At 31.5% G+C, this 23,836-nt stretch carries 22 protein-coding genes; 16 read left to right on the top strand and 6 right to left on the bottom strand.

Translation table 11 applies throughout. The annotated features are described in order from the left end of the window. Positions 1 to 324 precede the first annotated feature (324 nt). From ACJDUH_RS12285 to ACJDUH_RS12270, 4 genes are all read left to right on the top strand, one after another. Entirely contained in the window at positions 325 to 2,199 is a 1,875-nt protein-coding gene (locus ACJDUH_RS12285) for a cell wall-binding repeat-containing protein (protein WP_406765494.1), read from the top strand. 214 nt (positions 2,200 to 2,413) lie between these two features. Next, on the top strand, positions 2,414 to 3,331 hold the full coding sequence (locus tag ACJDUH_RS12280) for a leucine-rich repeat domain-containing protein (RefSeq protein WP_406765790.1): 918 nt from the start codon (positions 2,414 to 2,416) through the stop codon (positions 3,329 to 3,331). A 376-nt stretch (positions 3,332 to 3,707) separates the two neighbouring features. Beyond that, on the top strand, positions 3,708 to 5,111 hold the full coding sequence (locus ACJDUH_RS12275) for a cell wall-binding repeat-containing protein (RefSeq protein WP_406765493.1): 1,404 nt from the start codon (positions 3,708 to 3,710) through the stop codon (positions 5,109 to 5,111). A 34-nt stretch (positions 5,112 to 5,145) separates the two neighbouring features. Then, positions 5,146 to 7,023, top strand: coding sequence for a cell wall-binding repeat-containing protein (locus ACJDUH_RS12270; RefSeq protein ID WP_406765492.1), 1,878 nt, complete (start codon positions 5,146 to 5,148; stop codon positions 7,021 to 7,023). Between the two features lie 162 nt (positions 7,024 to 7,185). On the opposite strand, the gene ACJDUH_RS12265 is transcribed toward ACJDUH_RS12270, so the two are convergent. After that, the gene (locus ACJDUH_RS12265; RefSeq protein ID WP_406765491.1) at positions 7,186 to 7,389 is read right to left on the bottom strand and encodes an FtsW/RodA/SpoVE family cell cycle protein; all 204 of its coding nucleotides are present in this window, start codon (positions 7,387 to 7,389) and stop codon (positions 7,186 to 7,188) included. Between the two features lie 343 nt (positions 7,390 to 7,732). Between ACJDUH_RS12265 and ACJDUH_RS12260 the strand changes: the two genes are divergently transcribed. From ACJDUH_RS12260 to ACJDUH_RS12240, 5 genes are all read left to right on the top strand, one after another. Continuing rightward, positions 7,733 to 9,676, top strand: coding sequence for a BglG family transcription antiterminator (locus tag ACJDUH_RS12260; RefSeq protein WP_406765490.1), 1,944 nt, complete (start codon positions 7,733 to 7,735; stop codon positions 9,674 to 9,676). Between the two features lies 1 nt (position 9,677). After that, the gene (locus ACJDUH_RS12255) at positions 9,678 to 10,112 is read left to right on the top strand and encodes a PTS sugar transporter subunit IIA (protein ID WP_406765489.1); all 435 of its coding nucleotides are present in this window, start codon (positions 9,678 to 9,680) and stop codon (positions 10,110 to 10,112) included. A 48-nt stretch (positions 10,113 to 10,160) separates the two neighbouring features. Continuing rightward, positions 10,161 to 10,451 (top strand): PTS sugar transporter subunit IIB, encoded by a 291-nt coding sequence (locus tag ACJDUH_RS12250; protein ID WP_406765488.1) that lies wholly within the window; start codon positions 10,161 to 10,163, stop codon positions 10,449 to 10,451. Positions 10,452 to 10,464: 13 nt separating this feature from the next. Next, entirely contained in the window at positions 10,465 to 11,739 is a 1,275-nt protein-coding gene (locus ACJDUH_RS12245; RefSeq protein WP_406765487.1) for a PTS ascorbate transporter subunit IIC, read from the top strand. 105 nt (positions 11,740 to 11,844) lie between these two features. Then, positions 11,845 to 12,588 (top strand): sugar isomerase domain-containing protein, encoded by a 744-nt coding sequence (locus ACJDUH_RS12240; protein ID WP_406765486.1) that lies wholly within the window; start codon positions 11,845 to 11,847, stop codon positions 12,586 to 12,588. Between the two features lie 425 nt (positions 12,589 to 13,013). On the opposite strand, the gene ACJDUH_RS12235 is transcribed toward ACJDUH_RS12240, so the two are convergent. The 3 genes from ACJDUH_RS12235 to agaV are packed head-to-tail and all read right to left on the bottom strand — an operon-like array spanning position 13,014 to position 15,143. Beyond that, positions 13,014 to 13,838 carry a PTS system mannose/fructose/sorbose family transporter subunit IID gene (locus ACJDUH_RS12235; RefSeq protein ID WP_406765485.1) on the bottom strand — a complete coding sequence of 275 codons (825 nt, stop codon included), beginning with the start codon at positions 13,836 to 13,838 and terminating at the stop codon, positions 13,014 to 13,016. After that, positions 13,828 to 14,640: a PTS mannose/fructose/sorbose/N-acetylgalactosamine transporter subunit IIC gene (locus ACJDUH_RS12230; protein ID WP_406765484.1), complete on the bottom strand. Its 813-nt coding sequence runs from the start codon at positions 14,638 to 14,640 to the stop codon at positions 13,828 to 13,830. The genes ACJDUH_RS12235 and ACJDUH_RS12230 overlap by 11 nt, the downstream gene beginning before the upstream one ends. A gap of 26 nt (positions 14,641 to 14,666) precedes the next feature. Then, on the bottom strand, positions 14,667 to 15,143 hold the full coding sequence (agaV, locus tag ACJDUH_RS12225; RefSeq protein ID WP_406765483.1) for a PTS N-acetylgalactosamine transporter subunit IIB: 477 nt from the start codon (positions 15,141 to 15,143) through the stop codon (positions 14,667 to 14,669). A 284-nt stretch (positions 15,144 to 15,427) separates the two neighbouring features. Here agaV and ACJDUH_RS12220 point away from each other — a divergent pair, with 284 nt between their 5' ends. After that, the gene (locus ACJDUH_RS12220; RefSeq protein WP_406765482.1) at positions 15,428 to 16,594 is read left to right on the top strand and encodes a helix-turn-helix domain-containing protein; all 1,167 of its coding nucleotides are present in this window, start codon (positions 15,428 to 15,430) and stop codon (positions 16,592 to 16,594) included. Positions 16,595 to 16,631: 37 nt separating this feature from the next. Here ACJDUH_RS12220 and yajC read toward each other — a convergent pair whose 3' ends face one another. Together yajC and agaF are read right to left on the bottom strand one after the other, a co-directional pair. Then, positions 16,632 to 16,913: a preprotein translocase subunit YajC gene (gene yajC, locus ACJDUH_RS12215; protein ID WP_406765481.1), complete on the bottom strand. Its 282-nt coding sequence runs from the start codon at positions 16,911 to 16,913 to the stop codon at positions 16,632 to 16,634. Then, positions 16,913 to 17,344: a PTS galactosamine/N-acetylgalactosamine transporter subunit IIA gene (gene agaF / locus ACJDUH_RS12210; protein ID WP_406765480.1), complete on the bottom strand. Its 432-nt coding sequence runs from the start codon at positions 17,342 to 17,344 to the stop codon at positions 16,913 to 16,915. The genes yajC and agaF overlap by 1 nt, the downstream gene beginning before the upstream one ends. A 186-nt stretch (positions 17,345 to 17,530) precedes the next feature. On the opposite strand from agaF, the gene nagA reads away from it, so the two are divergent. The 6 genes from nagA (at position 17,531) to ACJDUH_RS12180 (ending at position 23,529) form a co-directional block, all read left to right on the top strand. Further along, positions 17,531 to 18,673, top strand: a complete 1,143-nt coding sequence (gene nagA / locus ACJDUH_RS12205) for an N-acetylglucosamine-6-phosphate deacetylase (protein ID WP_406765479.1) — start codon at positions 17,531 to 17,533, stop codon at positions 18,671 to 18,673. After that, the gene (locus ACJDUH_RS12200; RefSeq protein ID WP_406765478.1) at positions 18,670 to 19,194 is read left to right on the top strand and encodes a hypothetical protein; all 525 of its coding nucleotides are present in this window, start codon (positions 18,670 to 18,672) and stop codon (positions 19,192 to 19,194) included. The genes nagA and ACJDUH_RS12200 overlap by 4 nt, the downstream gene beginning before the upstream one ends. Positions 19,195 to 19,343: 149 nt before the next feature. Further along, positions 19,344 to 20,507, top strand: a complete 1,164-nt coding sequence (locus tag ACJDUH_RS12195; RefSeq protein ID WP_406765477.1) for an SIS domain-containing protein — start codon at positions 19,344 to 19,346, stop codon at positions 20,505 to 20,507. 114 nt (positions 20,508 to 20,621) lie between these two features. After that, complete coding sequence (locus ACJDUH_RS12190; RefSeq protein WP_406765476.1) at positions 20,622 to 21,281, top strand: HAD family hydrolase; 660 nt, start codon at positions 20,622 to 20,624, stop codon at positions 21,279 to 21,281. Between the two features lie 17 nt (positions 21,282 to 21,298). After that, on the top strand, positions 21,299 to 22,612 hold the full coding sequence (locus ACJDUH_RS12185; RefSeq protein ID WP_406765475.1) for a class II D-tagatose-bisphosphate aldolase non-catalytic subunit: 1,314 nt from the start codon (positions 21,299 to 21,301) through the stop codon (positions 22,610 to 22,612). A gap of 59 nt (positions 22,613 to 22,671) precedes the next feature. Beyond that, positions 22,672 to 23,529 carry a tagatose bisphosphate family class II aldolase gene (locus tag ACJDUH_RS12180; protein ID WP_406765474.1) on the top strand — a complete coding sequence of 286 codons (858 nt, stop codon included), beginning with the start codon at positions 22,672 to 22,674 and terminating at the stop codon, positions 23,527 to 23,529. The last annotated feature ends 307 nt before the right edge of the window (positions 23,530 to 23,836 follow it).

The following is a 23,836-nucleotide window of genomic DNA, read 5'->3' as shown; positions in this document are numbered from 1 at the left end:
TTAACAGAATTATGCTGAAAATGCTAGTTTTTTTAAGAATAAGTAAATAATACTAGTGATTTATTAATAATATGTAAAAATGTTTACTTAAAAAATGTATAATCTTGTCTAGATAAGTAAATATAAACTGTCCTGCAGATCAAGGACAACTGTATAACATAGATTCAAAGGCGAAAGATAAACTCAGGGTTGAAGGGATATAGTTACTTGCTGATAAAGGATACTATTTTATTAAAGACATAAGAAAATAGTATTATAACTTATGTGCCCAGGCCTATGAATTCAAATTTCAATGTTGTAAAATTATATGGGGGGAAATATTATATGTTAAAAAACAAAAGAATTTTTTCAGTAATCCTGAGTGCTTCTTTATTGTGTGGAGTTTTAAGCGTGGCTCCTGTTTTTGCACAAGAAGCAAATACAGGAACTACAAGACTATCAGGTAATAATAGATATGAAACTGCACTAGCTATTAGTAAGTCTGGTTGGATGCAGGCTAATACAGTTATTATTGCTACAGGAGCAGATTATCCAGATGCATTATCAGCAGCACCATTTGCAAAGGTAAATGATGCTCCAATATTATTGACAGAAAAAGGCGCACTAAGTTCAGATACAATAACTGAAATACAAAGATTAAAAGCTACAAATGCTATTTTAGTTGGTGGGACAGGTGTTATAAGTACAAATGTAGAAAATCAGCTGAAAAATATAGGAGTTAATTTTACCAGGATTGGTGGAATTAATAGATATGAAACATCAAAGCTAGTAGCTGAAAAATTAGGTACAAGCAATGGAATTATAGTAGCAACAGGTTTGGATTTTCCAGATGCACTATCAATAGCTCCAATTGCAGGAATTAAGTCCATGCCTATTTTATTATCACCAAAGGATGGATTAGATCCAAGTGTAGCAGCCTTTATTAAAGATAAAAGCATACCAGTTTCATATATAGTGGGAGGAACAGGAGTTTTAGGAGATAAAGTAGCTTCAAGTGTACCAAATAGTAAGAGACTTGGCGGAAAAAATAGATATGAAACTAACCAAATTATCAATAATCAATTTGTAGGAAGCTTAAGTTTTGGAACAGCCTTTTTAGCTACAGGAAATGATTTCCCTGATGCATTGAGCGGATCAGCTTTAGCAGCTAAAAATAATGCTTCAATTATATTATCAGATAAAAATTCAATGACAGATGAAACTCTTAACTTCATTAAGAGTGAAGGCGTAATGAATGTATCTATTTTAGGTGGAACTGGTGCAATTAGTAATAGTGTACAAGATGTAATTACTAATACTATTAATAATAACATAGTGAATCCATCAGCAGTAAGCTTAAATAAAACCACCAATACACTCACAGTAGGTGCAACAGATACTTTAATAGCTACAATTTCACCATCAAATGCTACAAATAAGAATGTACAGTGGAGTACATCAAATAGTAATGTAGCAACAGTAGATGCAGCAGGGAAAGTAACGGCAATAGCTGCAGGAACAGCAACAATTACAGTAACTACAGTAAGTGGTAACAAGACCGCAAGCTGCAATATTACAGTTGAAAATCCAGTAATAAATGTTTCATCAGTAAGCTTAAACGAAACTTCGAGTACACATACAGTAGGTAATACAGATACTTTAATAGCTTCAGTATTACCATCAAATGCTACAAATAAGAATGTACAGTGGAGTACATCAAATAGTAACGTAGCCACAGTAGATGCAGCAGGAAAAGTAACTGCAATAGGGGCAGGAACAGCCACAATTACAGCAACTACAGTAGATGGAAATAAGACAGCAAGTTGCAATATTACAGTTCAAAATCCAGTAATAAATCCATCTGTACCTGCTAATATGGTAATTTCTTATGCTTATAACTTTCTGGGGACACCTTATTTGTGGGGTGGTAATTCGCCAAATGGCTTCGATGCTTCAGGCTTCGTACAATATATATTTGCTCATTTTAACATTACGGTAGGAAGAACTATTTATGACCAGGTCAAGGTCGGGAATGAGATTTCGAGGGAGAATTTATTGCCAGGAGATATTGTATTTTTTGGAAGTCTGACAGCGCCAGTTCATGTAGGTATATATCTTGGTAATAATACTTTTATAAATAGTCCACACACAGGGGATGTTGTAAAAATATCTCCGATGACCCGGACAGATTACGCCACGGCGAGAAGGGTTATAAATTAGATATTGTTTATGATTATGATACTTCGATAATTGATTATAGCGTTAAAGGACGTATTCAAAACTCTCTCAAAATCCTTAGGTCGATACAAGTATTTATATCAGTTCATGAACAATCTTTTGAATAAGCGAACGAAAGGAACCTCAATTGAAGTGCACCCCAAATGTTAGGTTCCTTTAAAAATGAAAAATTACTGACTTATCTTGATAGTCATATATTATTAATAGTAACATAGTTATTCCATCATCAGTTAGTTTAAACAAAACTATGAATACACTTACAGTAGATGATACAGATACTTTAATAGCTACAGTATCACCATCAAATGCTACAAATAAGAATGTACAGTGGAGTACATCAAATAGTAATGTAGCCACAGTAGATGAAGCAGGAAAAGTAACAGCAATAGGGGTAGGAACAGCAACTATTACAGCAACTACTATAGATGGAAATAAGGCAGCAAGCTGTACTATTACTGTAACTGATATAGTAACATTTAAAGATAAGAATTTAGAACAAGCGGTAAGAAATGCTATAAATAAACCAACAGGTACTATATTTAAAAGCGATGTTGCTCATATTACATATCTACATTTATACAATAAGAATATAAGTGATATTAGTGGAATTGAAAACCTATCAAGTTTACAGACACTTGATTTAGAGAATAATCAAATAAGCGATATTAGTGCTATGAACGGATTAACTAATCTACAGTTTCTTAATTTAGACTTAAATGGAATAAGTGATATTAGTGCATTAAAAGAATTAACTAATTTACAGGACCTATATTTAGATAGTAATCGAATAAGTGATTTTAGTGCCTTGAAAGGATTAATTAATTTAAAGTATCTTAAATTAATTGACAATCAAATAAGTGATATTAGTGTTTTGAAAGAATTAACTAATTTACAGGAACTATATTTAAGTAATAATGAAATAAGTGATATCAGTGCTTTAAGGGGATTAACTAATTTACATCAACTTGAATTAATGAATAATCAAATAAGTGATATTAATGCCTTAACTGGATTAACTAATTTACTGGACCTTGGTTTAACTGGCAATCAAATAAGTGCTGTAGACCAACAAAAACTAAAAACTGCACTGCCAAATTGTGAAATTTTGTTTTAATAGAAAATATGAAAGAGCAGCTGGAAAGGGGGACTAACCAGCTGCTCTTAATTATTTATTATGGGGAATTAATTTTTTCTTGCTATGTTTATATAATAGCTTTGAATTATGACAATATCATGATAATAATAAATATTAACTGTTAATTAGATTTTAATAATTTATAAACTGTTAAACTATATTTATTATTTAGCAAATATGAATTTTAAATACCCTCATTAAGCCCTTTAGGGAAGAAGAAAGAATAATCGAGAGCTGTAGCTTTAAAGTGGAAGTTAATACCTTAAAAAATTCTTATACTAATTTACCATTAAGCTGAATATTATGCTATAATATGGGAGTACAATAATAGCCTAACTGAAAGAAGGTTTAATAGATGAAAAGAGGCAATAAATTAATTGCAGCTGCTATAAGCTGTTTAATTCTAAATTCAATGGTTTCAGAAGTCAAGGTGCTTGCTGCTGATTCATCTCAGTACACAAGACTTTTTGGTGCTGACAGATATCACACAGCCATAGCGGTGGCTAAAGCAAATTGGACAACCTCTGATTACGCTGTTATAGCAAGAGGAGATGACTTTGCTGATGCACTTTGTGCTGGCCCTTTAGCAAAGGCTTATAATGCTCCCATATTGTTAACAGCACCTAGTAAATTAGATCCAGATGTTGTAACACTACTTAATAATTTAAAGGTAAAAACAGTATTTATAGTAGGAGGAACTGGCGCTGTATCTGATAATGTGAAAAAACAGATTACTGATCTTAATATAGATGTTAATCGCATTAGTGGCAGCGATAGGTATGGAACTTCAGAAAAAGTAGCTGAAGAACTAAAGTCAAAGATAGGCAGTATTACAAAGGTAGCTGTGGCAACAGGTCTTGATTTTCCAGATGCACTATCAATTTCTCCTATAGCATCAAATTTAAGTATGCCAATACTACTTACAAATACAAATAGTATGCCCAGTCAAATATCTCAATTTTTAAGTGCTAATTCTATAACCCAGTCCTATGTGGTTGGAGGAGCAGGTGTAGTTAGTGATGCAGTAAAAAATAAGCTTCCAAGTCCAATAAGACTTGGAGGAGCCGACAGATATGCTACTAATGCAGCTGTATTAAATCAGTTTGATAGTGTACTTAATTACAATAATATTTATGTAACTGTAGCAGATGGAACTTCTAATGATGAGTTTGCTGATGCATTATCAGGTTCAGTTGCAGCTGCAAAGACTGCTTCACCTATGATTTTAGTGTATAAATCTTTGCCTGATATTATTGGTAACTTTATCTATCCAAGACTTATGGGAAATACAAAGGTTATAGCACTTGGCGGTACAGCGGTGGTACCTCAATCAATTGTGGACTTATTAGTGAGTAAGGCTGCTGCCCCAGTGCTAAAGTCAATAGCACTAAAAGATACAGCTAGTAATGTAACTATAAATGCAGTAATAAAAGAGCCTTCAGCTAATTCTAGTATTGGTACTGTGCAGTTTACAATTCCTTCATCATTGCAGAAGTTTGATACTGGAAGCGCTGTTTTATCTGAAGATTTAAGCTCTGCATCTTTAATTTCTCCAAATATAAATAAAACAGTTTCTAATATAAAAGTAAGTGATGACTTCGGACAATTAATATTTAATGCTGTAACTTCCGCAGGTTATAATCCAGCTGATGGAATCTTAGCCTCAAACATACAAACATTATTAAATGGTTCAGTATTAACATTAACCGATAAATCTGGAGGGGTAAAAAAATACACTATAGTAATTACAATAAAGTAAACCCATAGGGGTTAATTATAGAGGGACGGGCAAAATGAATAGAAAAAGAGTTTTATTTAATAAAAGTATTACAATTTTTATTAGTTCAGTTTTGATTTCTGCGGCCTTTACAGGGAAGGTATCTGCAGATACAGTTCAAAACAATATAGCTATTAAAAGACTAGCAGGAGCAAATAGATATGAAACTTCAAGCATAATAAGTAAATATGGGTGGAGTAATACTTCAGATAATGTAATTTTAGCCACAGGAGAAGACTTTCCAGATTCCCTATGTGCTGCGCCTTTAGCTGCTAAACTAAATGCTCCAATTCTATTAACTAATAAGAATTCCTTAAATAGCTTTACTAAAAATGAAATTACAAGGCTTAAACCTAAAAATGTATATATTATAGGTGGACAAGGTGTAGTATCAGTAGCTACAGAAAATGAAATTCGAAAAATGAACATAAATACTATCCGCATTGCTGGAAGCAATAGATATGAAACCTCCATTCAGGTAGCTAAGTTTATGGATAATCCTAAAGAGGCTTTTGTTACTACAGGAGATGATTTTCCAGATTCGCTATCTGTAGCATCTATCGCTGCTAAAAGAGGAGATCCTATTATACTTACAAAAAAAGATAGCATTAGCAGTGACTTCATGAATTATTTAGTCAACAATAATATAACAAAGTCCTATGTAATTGGTGGACCAACTCTAATTAGTGATAATGTATATAACCAGCTGCCTAATTGTACTAGAATATATGGTAAAAACAGATATGAAACTAATGTGAATGTATTAAATACCTTTAGTGATGTATTGAATCTAAGTAAAGTTTTTATTACTACAGGAGAAGATTTTCCTGATGCACTTTCCTGTTCTTCCTTCGCTGGTATTAATTCAGCGCCTATTATTTTAACTAATATAAAAGGAGAAGAGGTAACAAAGAATTTTTATAAATCTATAAAACCATTTATTAAAAATTTAAATTTACTTGGTGGAGAAGCTGTTGTTCCAAGCAACATAGTTGAAACTGCACCTCAGGGTCCTAATGCTAGAAATCCTTTAAACATCCCAACATATGAAGGAAGTAATCAAGCTGTACATCCTAAGGTATTATATTTTCAAGATGGATGGAATGGGTGGAAATACTGGATGGTAATGACACCTTACCCTAATGGTGTAGATACCTGGGAAAATCCTTCAATAGTTGTTTCAAATACAGGTACTCAGTGGCAAGTACCAAGAGGACTAGTTAATCCTCTTACTCCATTGCCTCCAGATAGAACTCAACATAATAGTGATCCGCACTTAGTATTTAATCAGAGTACAAATGAATTAGAGCTTTGGTACAGGCTTACTTTAAGAAATCAAGAAGACAGAATTTATAAAATAACTTCTGCAGACGGAATCCATTGGTCAACTCCACAATTTATAATTTCTTTTAAAAATAAAGAGTGTTTAAGCCCTGCAATTATTTGGGAAGACAATAAATATAAAATGTGGTATATAAGTGAGGAATATAAATGCATGTATATAGAGAGCTCAGATGGGGGCTCGACTTGGACAAACCCTGTTGAAGTTAACTTCAATTTAACGGATACCTATGTGCCCTGGCATATAGATGTAGTTCATACGGACTTAGGCTATGAAGCTGTATTTTGTGGGGCTAAGAAAGAGGAAATGAATCAAAACAATAGAATTCTTTTCTGGAGCGTTTCAAAGGACGGAGTAAATTTTGGCAGATCAAAGGTTATCTTGCAAGCAACCAATGATAGTCTAGCCTTTGACAATAAACAAATTTACAGATCTACCTTTGTAAAGGTGGATGGAGTCTATAAATTGTTTTATTCAGCCATGGATAAAAATATTAAATGGCATATTGGGCTAACTCAAGGTTATAGCTTAGATGATTTACATGGGTATTAAAAGCAAAATGGGATACGCAGAGAAGACTGGCTAACGAAATAGATTACCTTAATGGGTATTAAAAACAAAGGTCCCCGGGGTGGTACATTTAGATCCCCGGAGACAATGTTTTTTGCTTGCTCTCGAAGTCATTCTTTAAAGTATTAAGCTAGTCCTTAAAGGCTAAAAATTTATTTTACTCTTCTTCATTCCTAAACTTAATACTAAATCAACGGAAATAAAGTTTGCTAATATTGACCTTCTGCCATAGCTCATAAAGGGCAAGGTAATTCCTGATATTGTCATTATAACTATAGCCGTTCCAATATTCTGAAAAACAGAAAATAAAAGTGACGAAGCAACTCCATTACATACTAATCGCGACATAATTGTAGGAGATTATTTTGAAATTTTTATTATTCTTGATATTAATATGAAATATAGTATGAGTTCTTAGAAGAATTTCTTCCTTGGAATCCATGGATTCAGGAATACTGTAAAAAGAATAGTTAAGAAATTTAGTGCCATCCTCAATCGGATGGCACTTTTATTATAGGTATACATTAGGTAATTTATAGCTTACGTTTAACATATCATATATTGCTTAATAGAAAATAATTTAGACACAAGATCAATCTCAAATAATATAATAATTGCTATAATGGTTGCTGGTTATTAGTATTGAACGGATGTTTTTAACCGTTTATCATATAATCAAGGAGATAATGAAATGATATTAACAAAAAGGCAAAAGGATATTTTAATTTATTTATGTTCTCAAAGGCAGTATGTAACAATTAAGCAACTAGCAGTTAAGTTTAGTGTTAGTCCTAGAACAATACAAAATGATTTTTCTTTTATTGATTCATTTCTATCAGGTTCAAAAATAATTGTTGATAGAAAATCAAGCAAAGGTATAAAGCTTAGTGCTGATGATTCAGAAATCTCTAATTTGCGAAGGGGTCTGAACTCACTAAATTTTAGAACCCTAGATAATTATGAACGATCTTCAATTATTTCATTACTTTTGTTATGTAATCCTATTAATACCTTTGATCAGCTGGCTAATGCCTGCTGTGTAAGTAGACAAACAGTAATTTCTGATTTCCAGCAGGTTGAGAAAGAGTTTACAAGGGAAGGTGTTGAAATTCATAAAATTCAAGGTAAGGGCATTAAAGTCTCAGGAGTCGAAAATAGAATTCGTAAATGTTTTGAAAATATATTGTCCTCATTAATCTCAGATGAAGTAATAGTGAACGTTGTTATGGAAAATTCCAGATTAATGGAGTTTGATAAAACTGCGAATGAGATAATGGAGCTAGTTGAAAATAAACTTAATGTAAGATTTGCTGAGGCAGCGAACATACAGCTTCTGCTTGAGTATTCACTGCTTAGAATTGATGGTGGCAACATTTTGCATGAACATGAGGAAGGCACTAAGTATGAAAATTTAATTAAGGCCTTATGTGGCTATACATACTCAATGGGTGATAAAGCCTACTTCTGTAGTTTGTTAATGAATGCAAAGATAACAGAACAAAACCCTTATAACTTAAAAGTCTATCATGATGACATGGATGAAGCAAATATAATATCAAAATATCTGTTTGAAGAACTGCAAGAAATTCAGCCTTTGGATAATAGCAGCATGGAATGCTTTATTCACGGCCTAACCCTTCACTTAAGAGTCGCTATATATCGCATTAGAAATAAAATAACAATACAAAACGAACTCCTGTTTCAAATAAAAGTAAGTATTCCACTTATATATGAATTTACCAAGAAGCAGTTATTAAAATGTGAAAAAAGATTCCATTTGGAATTTGATGAAAATGAGATTGCATTTATTGCAATGTATATTGCATCAGCCTATGAAGATAGCTTTATGACAAAGTCAAAGATGACTGTACTTTTGGTTTGCTCCTTTGGTATAGCTACTTCGTCTATTTTAAAGACAAGAATCTTGCAGGCTATTCCGGAATGTAAAATTGTTGGGCCTTTGCCGGAAAGGGATGCAAAGAATTATGTTAGCAAAAATGAAGTTAATCTAATTATTTCTACAAACGATTATCATGTAAATGATATTCCATCCATAACGGTTAATCCTTTACTTTATCCTGAAGATGTGGATTTCATAAAGAATCGTCTGTTCCAGCTTTCCTATGCAATGATGTGCAATCATTTTATTAAATCTTATGCAAATTGTGAAAAGGAAGAAAGAGTGCAGACATATATGAGGGATTACGTAGCCAGGGAAGATATTCAAATTGTTGACTCCTGCAAGACTTGGGAGGATGCAATCAGACTGGCAGCAAAGCCTCTGCTTGATAAAGGCAAATTAAAACAGAGATATATTAATAAAATGATAGAAGCAGTAGAACAGTTTGGAACCTATATGGTTTTAGTACCTGAAACAGCATTTATTCATGCAGGAACAGAAGATGGAATCAATGAAAACTGTACTGCAATATTGATATTAAAAGATCCAATTATATTTGGTAGTAAAAATAGTAAGGTAGTTAGAAACCTAGTTGTTCTTGGAGTTAAGAACAAAAATGAAGACTCGTTGTTAAAGCTGTTATATATTTTTGAAAATGAATTAAATTTGTTGAGGTTAAAATCCAAAAGAATAACGACAGATATTATTCTCAATATGCATAGTTTGGAGGGATAGTATGAATGAGCTAATTAATTTTGAGAATATTAAGGTTAAGGCTGAAGCTAAGGATTGGGAGGAAGCAATAGAAATAGCAGGGTATCTGTTATTAAAAAGTGGAAAGATAAAAAGAGAATATGTTGACAATATGATAAAAGCTGTTATAGATATGGGACCGTATATAGTTATCACACCAGGGCTTGCATTGGCACATGCAGAGCCGTCTCCGGCTGTACTAGAGGATGCCGTATCAATTATTAATCTTAAAAATCCAGTTAATTTTGGCAGTGTAAATGACCCTGTAAATGTAATATTATGTTTGGCAAGTACAGATAGTAATTCACATATAAGCATTCTTCAAGCAGTAGCTGAGAAGCTTATGATAGAAGGAATGATTGATAGAATTGCCTCCTGTGAAAGTGAACAGGAAATTTACTCACTAATAAATGAATAGGACTTTAATGTTTATGCATTTTATATCAAATTAGAAAGGAGGGATAAAGTGGACAGGGTAGTAATTCAAACAGTTTGTGGATTTGGATGCGGGTCTTCATTAATGCTCAGAATGAAGATAGAAAGCATTCTAAAGAAACACAAGCTGGAGGCAGAAGTATTTTGCGGCGATGTTGGAACTTGTTTATCTAATAACTGCAACGTTATATTTATTTCAACAGAGCTAGCTGAAAGAATTATTGACAGAGCAAAAGTACCTGTTGTTAGCATCGATAACTTTATGAATCAAGCTGAAGTTGAGGGAAATGTTTTATCCTATTTTGAAACGCTGAAAAAATAAGGGGGGTTAATTTATGTCAGTGTTAAATTTCATAATTAACGAGATTTTCGGTCAAGGCGCAATATTCTTAGCTCTTATAGCATTAATAGGTTTATTATTACAGAAAAAATCATTTACAGAAGTTGTTCGTGGAACAATGATGACAGCAATTGGATTCTTCGTTTTATCTGCTGGTACCGGTATAGTTACCGGAAATTCTATTGATGGTTTGGCAAAAGCATTTAATACAATACTTCCACAAGCAAAAGCTGCAACCTCAGTAGATATCGGAGCACAATATGGTACTCAAATTGGTATTGTAATGGTAGTTGCATTCCTTATTAATATTTTATTTGCACGTTTTACAAGATGGAAATCCGTATTCTTAACAGGACACATGCTATACTGGTTCCCATTCGTATTCATAGCAGCAGGAGTCGATGCTGGATTAACCGGATCTAAATTAATTATACTTGCTACGATATTTACTGCAACATACATGTTAGTTTCTCCAAATTTAATGCGTCCATTTGTTAAAGAAGTTACTGGTGACGATTCCTTTACTATAGGACATCCAACAACAATATTGTCTGTAATATCCGGATCTCTTGGTAGAGTAATAGGTGATAAGTCAAAGTCTACTGAAAGCTTAAAATTCCCTAAATCATTAGGCTTTTTCAGAGAAGTATCAATTACTGGTTCAATTACTATTTGTATAACGTATATTGTTATGGCAATTGTTCTAAGCGCCAATGGTTTTAATCCAGCAAAAGTTTGGGGTTTTGAAGGCGCGAAAACTGGTATATTCACTTATATTTTTACACATGCAATTTATTTTGGAGTTGGTGTTACCGTATTGCTTCAAGGTGTACGTATGTTGATTTCAGAAATCGTTCCAGCATTTAAAGGTATAGCTGATAAGGTTGTTCCTGGTGCTATTCCTGCACTTGACTGCCCAATCGTATTTCCATATGCACCAAATGCTTTAATTCTTGGATTCATAGTAGCTATGATTACTTCAGTTGTTACAATTATTTTAACAGCCGGCATGTTCCCAACGGTTATCATTCCTCTAACCTTCACCTGTTTCTTTGAAATAGGAACTGCTTCTATCATTGGAAATGCAACAGGCGGAATCAGAGGCAGTGTCGTTGGTGCAGCAGTCAGCGGAATTATAATGGTATTCCTAGTTGGATTTGGTTCATACTTCTTCAGCCACACTATTCAATCATGGATGCTTGTATATGGCGGTCAGGACTTCTCATTGTGGGGAATTATTGAAGGATTAATTGCTAAATTGATATCCTAAACTAAAATAATAATTTTTTAAAGAAGACATTTCATTTTGAAATGTCTTCTCTTTGGAGGCATAAAGATTAGTAATCTTTATGTACTGTATACGAGGAGGGTTAAAATGAATTTTGATTATGTTGATAGGATCTTGGAGCTTATCAAAACTATAGAAATTGAAGAAAAAGATAATATGGAAAAGTGTGTTGAGCTGATCACAAAAACGATCTTAGAAAAAAGATCCATCTATACCTTTGGTGCAAGTCATGCAGGAATTTTAAGCGAAGAAATGTATTACAGAGCAGGCGGTCTTATGATGATCAATCCAATATTCGGAAGAGAAATCATGCTAGATACTTCTCCAATTACAATAACAAGCAAGATGGAAAGATGTGTTGGGTATGGAACAATATTGGCAAGTAAAATCAATTTCATGAAGGATGATCTACTTATAATTCATTCTGTTTCAGGGAGAAATCCTGTTTCCATTGAATTAGCTATTGCAGCGAAGGAGAAAAGCGTAAAAATAGTAGGACTAACAAACCTGGAGTATTCAAAATCTGTTTCATCAAGACATCATTCAGGAAATAATCTTTATGAATTTTGCGATATAGTTCTTGACAATCATGGTGATATTGGTGATGCATGTGTCGCTCTAGAAGGCTTAGAGCAAAAGGTAGGTCCCACTTCTACAGTTATTGGCGCAACTCTATTAAACTCTATTATAGCAGCTACGGCTCAAAATTTAGTTAAGAAAGGCATGAAAAATCCACCAATATTTTATAGTGCAAACATTGATGGTGGAGATGAATTGAATGAAAAATTATATGAACAATATAAGAATTCAATTCATTATAAGTTCAAGTAGTAATCCAGTTACGTTGCATACTCGTAAAGATTCTCGGTAAATTGTAGCAAGCATAAACAATCCCACTAAACTGACAAGTATTTAATATATTCTCAAACTGTAGATGGTCATAAAAAAATATTTAAAGATACTAATATTTGTTGAAATTAAAATTTTTATATATTGGGGCTTGGGAATTCATAAAAAATACGATGTTAAGGCATATGGTTTGGATGTACCTATATTCTCATATTATCAAAATATAATAAAAGCTTAAGGAATAGAAAAATAGAAAAATAAAGAGCAGCTGAAAAGGGGGACTAATCAGCTAAAAAAAGACCCTATAGAATAGAGTCAGTATGAAGTTGGGCTTTATGCCCCTTTTTTCTAACTGTCCATTCTATAGAATCCATTTTAAATAGCATCTTCTTTTTTTATAAGTTATATTAACCCCATATTTTAAAGAATCCACCAATTAGACCAATTACAAGTAATAAACCTATACATTTAACTGGAGTCCATTTCTTCTTTTTAATTAGGAAGAATAAACCTAATGTGAAGAGTAGTGGAAGCATTTGAGGAAGAACACCGTCTAATATCTTTTGTATATCGATTGGAGCTTTTCCATTTGGTATTACAATACCTAATTTTGTTGCACCATAGTTTGAAGTAAGGGCTCCAACTACGAATACACCTAGCATAGAAGCTGAACGTGTAAATTCTTTTGCATTTCTAGTTAAAATATCAATTGCTTTTGAACCTAAGTTATATGACCAGTGCATTAACCAATATCTAATTCCAAATTGAACAGCATTGAATATTAATAAGAATAGTATTGGACCAGCTAAAGATCCACCAATAGCCATATTAGCAGTGATACCAGCAGTAATTGGAACTAATGTGAACCAGAAAATAGCATCTCCTATTCCCCCTAAAGGTCCCATTGCAGCAACACGGACAGCACGGATAGTATTAGTATCAGCCTTTTGTCCCTCTAATGATAAAATTATACCCATAACAAAAGTTACAAGGAATGGATGAGTATTAAAGAACTCTAAGTTGTGTTTCATAGATTTTGCAAGGTCATCTTTATCAGTATGAATCTTTTCTAATCCAGGTAATATTCCATATAGCCAGCCAGCAGCTTGCATTCTTTCATAGTTAAATGAAGCTTGTAAGAATAATGAACGCCAAACCATTTTGTTTAGAGTTTTCTTATCAAGTTGTTTGGCAGGAGTTAAATCATTATATAATGTATTATTAGATTCCATCTTCGTCATCTCCTCCTATTCCTATATTTGCTGTAACAGACTTCATTTTTACATTAATTTGGAAGTCGTAAATACATACGGCAATTCCAATGAGTGCAATTAATAATAATGCTGATCCACCTAAACCGTCTATTTTACCTATGATAGTTGCAAGTGCAAAACCTGCAAAGTAAATTCCCCATAAGTCATTTGATAACATAATACGTAATAAGATTGCAAATCCAACATAACGCATCATTTTACCAGCGGCACTAAGACCACCCATGATCCAAGCATATTGTGTTGATAGTGCTGTTAATTTAGCACCAGCAGCGTTACCGCCGACTAATCCTATAACAACTACAAGGGCAAAAAATCCTCCCAAAGCAGCCATTGCTAAATAGTTAATTCTTACAATACCTTTTGGATCTGCTTTTTCAGCATACTTATCAGCTTTTGACATTAATGGTGACATAATTGTGAATAGTAAAGTAACACAATATTGTCCTATTAATGCAAAAGGAACTGCAAGTCCAACTGCAGCAGCTGGTTCTAATTTAGAGGAAATAGCAAATACTACTGCCATTATTCCTCCTATAACAGCATTTGGAGGTTGAGCTCCTCCGACAGGCATATTTCCAATTGTCATTAATTGATAAGTTCCACCTACAATAAGTCCAGTTTGTAAATCTCCAAGAATTGCACCAATAACAGCTCCTGATACGATTGGTTGATATAATGACTCTAAGAAACTGAATTGGTCAATACCTGCTATAAATGCAAAGACTGCAACCAATAGAATTTGTATAATATTAAAATCCATTTGGCATTCCCCCCTATATTATTTGATTATTTAAATATTTTCTCAATATTCTCTGAGCTTTCAGTAGGAACTCTTCTTATTTCAAGCTCTACTCCTAGTTCTCTTAACTTTCTGAATGCTTCTACATCCTTGTCATTTACTGCGACAGAACCAGCAACTTGCCTTTTCCCTTCTGCCATGTGCATATTTCCAATGTTAACTTTCTTTATTGGAACTCCACCTTCAACAAGCTTTAACACATCAGAAGGAGTTTCACAAACTATAAATATAAGCTGTCTAGCATTAGCTTTATGAATTGTACTTATAGTTTTTTCTAATGTCCAATAACGAGTTGTAGCATAAGATGGTGCACACATATCCATTAAACCTTGTCTTAGTTTATCTCCAGCTACAACATCATTTGCAACTAGGATTAAATTTGCACCAATAGAACCACACCACTGAGTTGCAACTTGTCCATGAATTAATCTATTGTCTATTCTTGTTAATATAATATTTGGCATAGTATCACCTCCTTTTTTGAAAACATTTTGTTTTCGTTAATAGGATTATACACTATATACAAATAGGAATCTTTATACTTTTTAGTACTTGTTTTATTTTTTTTAACAACGTTTACAAGATAGAGTTTATTTTAGTTTTGTAAAAGTATGATTTTAGTGATATTATATGGTATATATTAATAGTTTTATAATAGTGTAAAAACATAGTTAATAGTTTGATGTAAGATATTTATTACAATATATATAGTAAAATAATCATACAATTTATAATGGGGTGATTTAATATGTTTGATAAAACAACTAGTGCTAAATTTAGAAAGTATGGTTATATTTATGATGACGCTAAGGATGTAGAAAAAGGGGATCTAATATTAAAGCAAATTGTAACTAGTGATAAGGTTATTTCTAGCTTATATAATTTTTCAGAAGCAACATACATAGAAATTATTGATGGCATGGCATCTATATTAATAAGCGATTCAAGTAACGGTGATTTTAAATTATTTGCAATACATAGAAAATTAGAAATCAAGCCAAATATGTATTTCAATATTGTTCCAATGACTAATCAGACCACTTTTAATTTAATAATACCATGTGGATATAACCTTAAACTTGAATTTTTAAATCGTCCATATGTTTATAATAGAATATTGTCTACTATAAATATTCCTGAAATAATTGCTTATTATTATACAATTAAAAGCCCACATTATAATTTTAAAGGAGAAAGACATAATTTATTTGAATTAACATTTGTAGATAATGGAACCTTAAATACATCTATTGATGGAGTTGATTATACAATAAACTCATCTGATTTAATTATATATGGTAAAAATCAATTCCATACACAATCTGTAAATAATGATTCATCTTGTTCGTATTTAACAATTGTTTTTGATATGGAATGTGATGACTCTAGTTTAATATGTAATAGAGTATTTCATTGCAGAAAGGAATTATATACGGCTATAAGAACCTTATCAAAAGATATGTCAAGTACAATGCCATATTCAGAAAATCTTATTTTAAGTAATCTTCATGAAATTATAATTAGATTATTCCAATATGATTATTTGGACATTGATGATATTAAGCTACCAAAAGAGCCACATCAGCATTTTCAAGATGAATTATTAGAAAGGATATTAGCATATATAGATAAGAAAGTTTATACTCCAATAACTATAGAAGAACTTTGTGTTGCATTTTCAGTTTCAAGGTCATCTTTGCAAACACTATTTAAAGAAAATTTAAATACATCACCGAAGAAATATATTAATGATTTGAAATTAGCAAAGAGTAAGCAATTAATTAAGGAAAACAAACATACTATTAGTGAAATAGCATTTATGTTAGGTTTTAACTCTATACATTATTTTTCAAGAGCATTTACACAACATTATGAAATAAGTCCTAGTGAATATGCACAAACTTTATTTAAATGAAAAAGAGCTGTTTTGCGACAGCTCTTTATTTTATGATTTATACAATATTTTGAATTGAATATCTAGATATACTTATAACTGTATTTTTAGCAATTTCAATTTCTACTTTTTCTTTTCCTACAGATACAACTTTACCATAAATCCCACCGCAAAACATTACATTCATACCTGGTTTTAATTCAACATGTACATCTTTAAGTGCAGAAGTCCTTTTTTTTAGGTTTCTTGCAGATATAAATATTAGTATTAAAGCACCTATACCAACTAATACTGCAACGGTGATACAGGTCCACAGAACTACTTCCCAATTTATCATCATTAAATGCCATCCTCACTTTCTTCATCTTTATGAATTATAAGTTTAAATTTTACAACACCACTTTTACCTACTTCAATTGCTGATTCAGATAATGAATGTAAATCTTTTATAATATCTCTAGTCATAGATATTTCAAGAAGCATAGGTAAATTTGTTCCACCGATTACTTCCATTGGTTTCTCTATTTCTGTTTTAACTTCAACTAAGGTTTTAAAGGGTGAACCTCCAGCTAAATCGCTAAGAGCCAAAATACTTTCACAATTATCTAAGTTTTTTAATGAAGCATAATATTTTTTCTTTAAATCTTCTGTTGAATCTTTTCCTTCAAAGTCAACAAATTCTACATTGCAAGGTTCACCTGCAATTAGCTTTAAAGATGTGTGTAATCCTGATGCAAAGTTACCATGTCCACTAATTATTAACCCTATCATTTTACCATCTCCTAAAATAGATTGTACATATAAATAATAAATTATTACTCTCCATTATAATTATAATGAAGAGTAATTTAATTTCAATTAGAGTGGTGAAAGATGTAATATGTCTGTTAAAAAGTGCAAATATTAGATTGATAAACTCATGTATAATTAAAATAACTTACGCAAGGAGGTATATGTATGTTAATACAAAGTAAAAGAGTTTGGATTGCAGATCAATTTATACCAGCACAAATTGAGATTGATGATAATAAAATAGTTAATATTTATACATATAAAGAAAAAGAAGGTGCTTATGATTATGGTAGAAAGAGAATTCTACCAGGGTTTATAGATGTGCATTGCCATGGAGCATATGGCTTTGATACAAATGATGCAAATGAGCAAGGATTAAGAAATTGGACGAAGAAGATTGCAAATGAAGGAGTTACTTCAATATTACCTACTACTATAACTCAAAGCAAAGAAGTACTTACTAAGGCTTTAGGTAATATTGCAAAAGTAGTGGAAGAAGGATATGAAGGAGCAGAAATATTAGGAATTCACTTTGAAGGCCCTTATCTTGATATGGAATATAAGGGAGCTCAGCCCAAAGAATATATAGTTAAGCCTACTATTAAAGAATTTCAAAGTTATCAAAAGGCAGCAAAAGGATTAATAAAATATGTAACTTTGGCAACTGAAACAGATGAAGATTATTCACTTACAGGATATTTGTTTGATAATGATGTAGTAGTAAGTATAGGACATTCAGCTTCAACATATGAAGATGCAATAATTTCTTTTGCTCATGGAGCCAGATCACAAACTCATGTTTATAATGGGATGACATCATTTAATCATAGAAATAATGGACTAGTAGGAGCAGCACTAAGGGTTAAAGGAATGTATGGTGAAATAATTTGTGATGGAAATCATTCTACAACTGCAGCTCTATACAATTTTTTCAATGCAAAGGGACCAGATTATGGAATTATGATTACAGATGCTTTAATGGCTAAGGGATATGAGCCAGGTTCTAAATTTATATTTGGAGGAAATGAAATAGAAATTTATGAAGATGGAAGTGCTCATTTAGTAGAAACAAAAGGATTAGCTGGTTCTACATTAAAGATGAATGATGGACTTAGAATATTAGTTGAAGAAGCTATGGTACCTTTTAATTATGCTATTAATTCCTGTACTATAAATCCAGCCAAGTGTTTAGGGATTGATAAACGCAAAGGAAGAATAGGGGTTGGATATGATAGTGATTTAGTAATTCTTAATGATGACTATTCAGTACATCAAACATATTGTTTAGGAAAGGAGATGTTAAAGTGAAAAAGAATGATGTAAATTTATCTGGAAACAACTTATACTTGGATAAATATGGAGATATAGTTTATTATAATATCTTTGATAAAAATGGTTATATTGTATCTAAGCAATTAGAATCAAAGTTTAAGCTTTTTTATTATAGATACTCAATTATATTTATTGTTATGATTTTGCTTGGAGATTATTTTAAATCTTTGCAGAATACCTTTCTAGTTGGAATTGGAGCCATAGTTTTAGTGGAACTATACTTTAGAGTCTTCTTTCTAAAGAATCTAAAGGTAATTAAAGAATTTAAAAGAGAACGTAAGACTTCAAATTTAGAAAGTATTATTAATAGTAAGGAAAAAGAAAAAACAGTAATGAGAGCAGGTGCTTATGCTTTGTTAAGTGTTCTTATTGTTTTGAATGCAATACAAAAAAATTTTAATACATTATTTTTAACATTAAGCGTATTAGGGGCAATGTATAGTTTTTATATAGGAATTATTAATATTATTGCCTTTAGTAAAATGAAAAAAATATAAGGTAATATTTTAAGAAAATTAGTTTAATAGACTTGAAAATTTGTAAAATAAAGAATTAATAGAAAATCCAATGTATTAATTATCAAAGAACAGCAATATAACTGTTTTTATAGATATCTAAAAATCAAATTATATGAGGAGGTATTAAAATGCTATTTGGAATGAGCGATGACAAAATTAAGGAACTAGGAGCAGTTTATACTGCTACAGAAATAAGACAACAACCTAAGTTGTGGGAACAAACTTACAATATAGTAAAAGAAAATGAAGAAAGAATAAAAGATTTTTTAAATAGAAAATTAAAAAGTAATACTAGAATAATTTTAACTGGAGCTGGTACTTCAGACTATGTTGGAGATACAATTTATTTATACTTAGCAAAAAAGTTAAAATTAAGAGTAGAAGCTATAGCTACAACCGATTTAGTATCAAATGCAGCAGAATTTGTAGAAGAAGATGTACCAACAATCCTTGTATCTTATGCTAGATCAGGAAATAGTCCTGAAAGTGTTGGAGTTTATGATATATTTGAAGAAAATGTAAAGGACATAGCACAATTAGTTATTACATGTAATAAAGATGGAGAACTTGCAAAGAAAGCAGCTTCAAGTAATGATAATCTTTGTGTACTAATGCCAGAACTTTCAAATGATAAGAGTTTTGCAATGACAAGTTCTTTTAGTTGTATGTTATTAGCATCATTATTAATATTTGATATTAATAACTTAGAACAAAATAAAAAATATGTTGATACAGTAGTTAATCAAGGAAACTCAATTTTAGAAAATAATTGGGAGGATGTAAAAGAATTAGTAGATTTTAATGCATCAAGAGTAGTTTATTTAGGATCTGGAATACTAAAAGGACTAGTACAAGAAATGGCTCTTAAAGACTTAGAACTTACAAGTGGAAAAGTAGTTACTGTTTGCGAATCTGTATTAGGATTTAGACATGGCCCTAAATCAATAATTAATGATGATACTTTAGTTATATTTATGAATTCTACTAATAAATATACTAACCTTTATGATATGGATCTTATAAGAGAAATTCATGGTGATACTGGAAATCATAAATTAGCAGTTGTAAGTTATGCTAAAAATGAAGAATTAAATAGTTTATGTGATAAATATATAGAAGTAAATGGAGAAGAAGTTCCAGAAGTTTATACAATATTTAATTATATGCTGTTTGGACAAGTGTTTGGATTATTAAACTCACTTAGATTATCTATTTCACCAGATAATCCAAGACCTGATGGTACAGTTAACAGGGTTGTTAAAGGTGTATTTATTCATAAATACACTAAATAAATTTTGAATTTTAAATTTAAAAAGTAATAAAAATATTTTATGTGAAAATAAATAGGTATATCATTAGGGAATTAAAGGTTCATGCAACTTATATTGAAGGAGAGTTAGTTTTCAATGGTGAGTAAACTAGATTTATTACAAGAAATAAAAAAGGTTAGAAATATAATATTTGACATGGATGGAACGCTTATTAATACAGCTCAAATAGCTGTACAAGCATGTCAGGAAGCTGCATTAGAATTTGATTTACCTATTCCTCATGCTGAAAAAATTACAGGCTTAATAGGTTGGGCAAATTGTGATTTTTTTCCTAAATTATATCCAGAAGCTGAAGAAGATTTATTAGAAAAATATGCCCAATTAGTATGTGAGAAAGAACATATTATTATGGAAAAATTAAAAGAAAAGCTTCTTTTTCCAGGAGTAATGGAAATGCTAAGTGTATTAAAGTTAAAAGGATATAATCTTTTTATTGCTAGCACGGGATCAACTCAGCACGTGAATTTTGCATTGAGAAACAGTAATATATATTCTTTTTTTGACAATATAAAATGTAATCAACCAGAGAAAATAAAAATGGTAGAAGAAATAATAAAAGGCGGTCCAAAGGGTGGCTTTATAATTATGGGCGATAAGTGTAAAGATTATGAAGCAGGAGATGCAAATAATATTATTACTGTTGGGGCAGCTTACGGTTTTGGGAGTAAAGAAGAGATAGAAAAGTTTGATTTAACATTAAGTCAGCCTTTAGATTTATTAAGGCATTTAGAATAATAGTCAGGAGGAGTATTGTGAGTAATGTAAACCCATTGATAGAAATAGTAAAAAGTCAAAAAAAAGGCATTAAAAAAGGTATATATTCGGCTTGCAGTGCAAATGAATATGTAATTGAAGCAGTTTTAGAGAGAGCACTTTCCAATGGTGATTATGCATTAATAGAAGCTACTGCTAATCAGGTAAATCAATTTGGTGGATATACTGGGATGAAGCCTAAAGACTTTAAAGAGTTTGTTTATTCAATTGCAGAAAAGGTTAAATTTCCACTGGAAAAAATAATTTTAGGTGGAGATCACTTAGGCCCACTTACATGGCAGAATGAAAATACTATAGAAGCAATGCAAAAGTCTGCAGAACTTATTAGAGAATATGTACTTGCAGGTTTTACAAAAATACACATAGATACAAGTATGAAATTGAAGGAAGACAATAATTCTGCTCAGTTTAATACAAAAATTATAGCAGAAAGAGGATCTAAACTTTGCTTAGAAGCAGAAAAAGCTTTTGGAGAGTTAATAAAAAAAGATGCTGGCGCTATACATCCTGTTTACATAATTGGAAGTGAGGTGCCTATTCCAGGGGGAAGTCAGGAAGAAGAGGATTTGGTGAGTGTTACAAAGGTGTCTGACTTTGAAAATACCGTTGATACTTTTAAAGAAGCATTTGTTATGAATAATTTGATAGAGGCTTGGGAATATGTCATTGCAGTGGTTGTACAGCCTGGCGTAGAATTTGGGGATGAATCTGTTCATGATTACAATAGGGAAGAAGCAAAGAATTTGATAGAGACACTTAAAAAGTATCCCAATTTTGTATTTGAAGGCCATTCTACAGATTATCAAACTGCAAATTCTTTAAAAGCTATGGTACAAGATGGTATTGCTATATTAAAAGTTGGGCCTGCTCTGACATTTGCTCTTAGAGAAGGGTTATATTCTTTGAATTATATGGAAAATGAATTGTTTAGGTATAATCCTGAAATTCAACTCTCGAATTTTATTGAAACACTTGATAAGCAAATGTTGAAAAAGCCTGATAACTGGCAAAAGCATTACCATGGTACTTCAGAAAAAGTAAGGTTTGCTAGAAAGTATAGTTATTCAGATAGATGCAGATATTATCTTCCTTTAGAAGATGTAAAGGAATCAGTTAAGTTACTAATAGATAATTTGAGAACAAGAGAAATTCCATTGACACTGATTAAGCAGTTTATGCCTTTGCAGTATGAAAAAATAAGAAATAACAAACTTAAAAATGATCCAGAAGCTCTATTAAAGGGTATAATAATTGATTGCATAGAAGATTATATATATGCAACAAATCCATAACATGAGGGTCAATTTTACTTGCAGAAACATCATTACATTAATTAAAGTGGAGGTTCAGAATGAATAAAATTTTATCTACAAAAGATATTTTGATAAACGCAATGAAGGATCATTATGCAGTTCCTGCTTTTAATATTCATAATCTGGAAACTATTCAGGTGGTTGTAGAAACTGCTTTTGAAATGAGGTCTCCTGTAATTCTTGCTGGAACACCAGGAACCATCGATTATGCAGGGGCAGAATATGTTGTTTCTATTGTCAAAACAGCTTCTAATAAATATGATATACCTATGTCAATCCATTTAGATCACTTTGAAAATCCAATAGAGATTAAAAAGAATATAAATACAGGCTTTAAGTCATGTATGATAGATGCGTCTCGTGAATTATTTGAAGAAAATATTAAAATTACAAAAGCTGTTGTCCAATATGCACACCTTTATGGAGCAACTGTGGAAGCAGAGCTTGGAATGCTAGGCGGGAAAGAGGACGATCTGGTAGTTGATAATAAAGATGCTGCTTATACGGACCCGGATAGTGCTGTTGAATTTGTTAAGAGAACTGGTATTGATTCGTTGGCTGTTGCAATAGGGACAGCACATGGCTTATATAAAGGGAAGCCTAAGCTAGATTTTGAAAGATTAAAAAAGATAAGAGCAATTGTGGATATTCCTTTAGTACTTCACGGAGCATCCGATGTCCCAGATGAGTTGGTAAGAAAGGCTATAGAGCTTGGTATAAACAAAGTGAATATTGCCACAGACCTAAAAATTCCTTTTTCAAATGCAATTAAAAAATATTTTGAGGAAAATCCAGATGAAAGTGATCCAAGAAAATACTTAACACCTGCTAAAGCAGCAATGAAAGAAATTATTAAACATAAAATTGAAGTTTGTGGAAGTGCAAACAGAGTTTAGAATATGTTTTCTTAAAATATATATGCCTTACATGCGTCAATGTTATATATAAATTATATTAAATAAAAAATAACTTCAGCTTTTTGCAAGTTGAAGTTATTTTTTATTCTTACAATTTATTATATTATTGTTGTAAAATATAGAATTAACTGATGTAAAGAGGTTTATAAACTCATAAATAATATGTACAGTTATAAGGATATATATTGCAGGGTTCTAATTTTATCTAAATATTTACACCTACAATATAATAATGTTAAAAGAAAAGGAATAAGTATTAAAGAGAATAAAATTATTAATATTAAGG

The organism is Candidatus Clostridium radicumherbarum, assembly GCF_045310525.1.
GTDB classification, from domain to species: Bacteria; Bacillota; Clostridia; order Clostridiales; family Clostridiaceae; genus Clostridium_AT; species Clostridium_AT radicumherbarum.
This window is presented reverse-complemented; position numbering and strand designations above follow the sequence as displayed.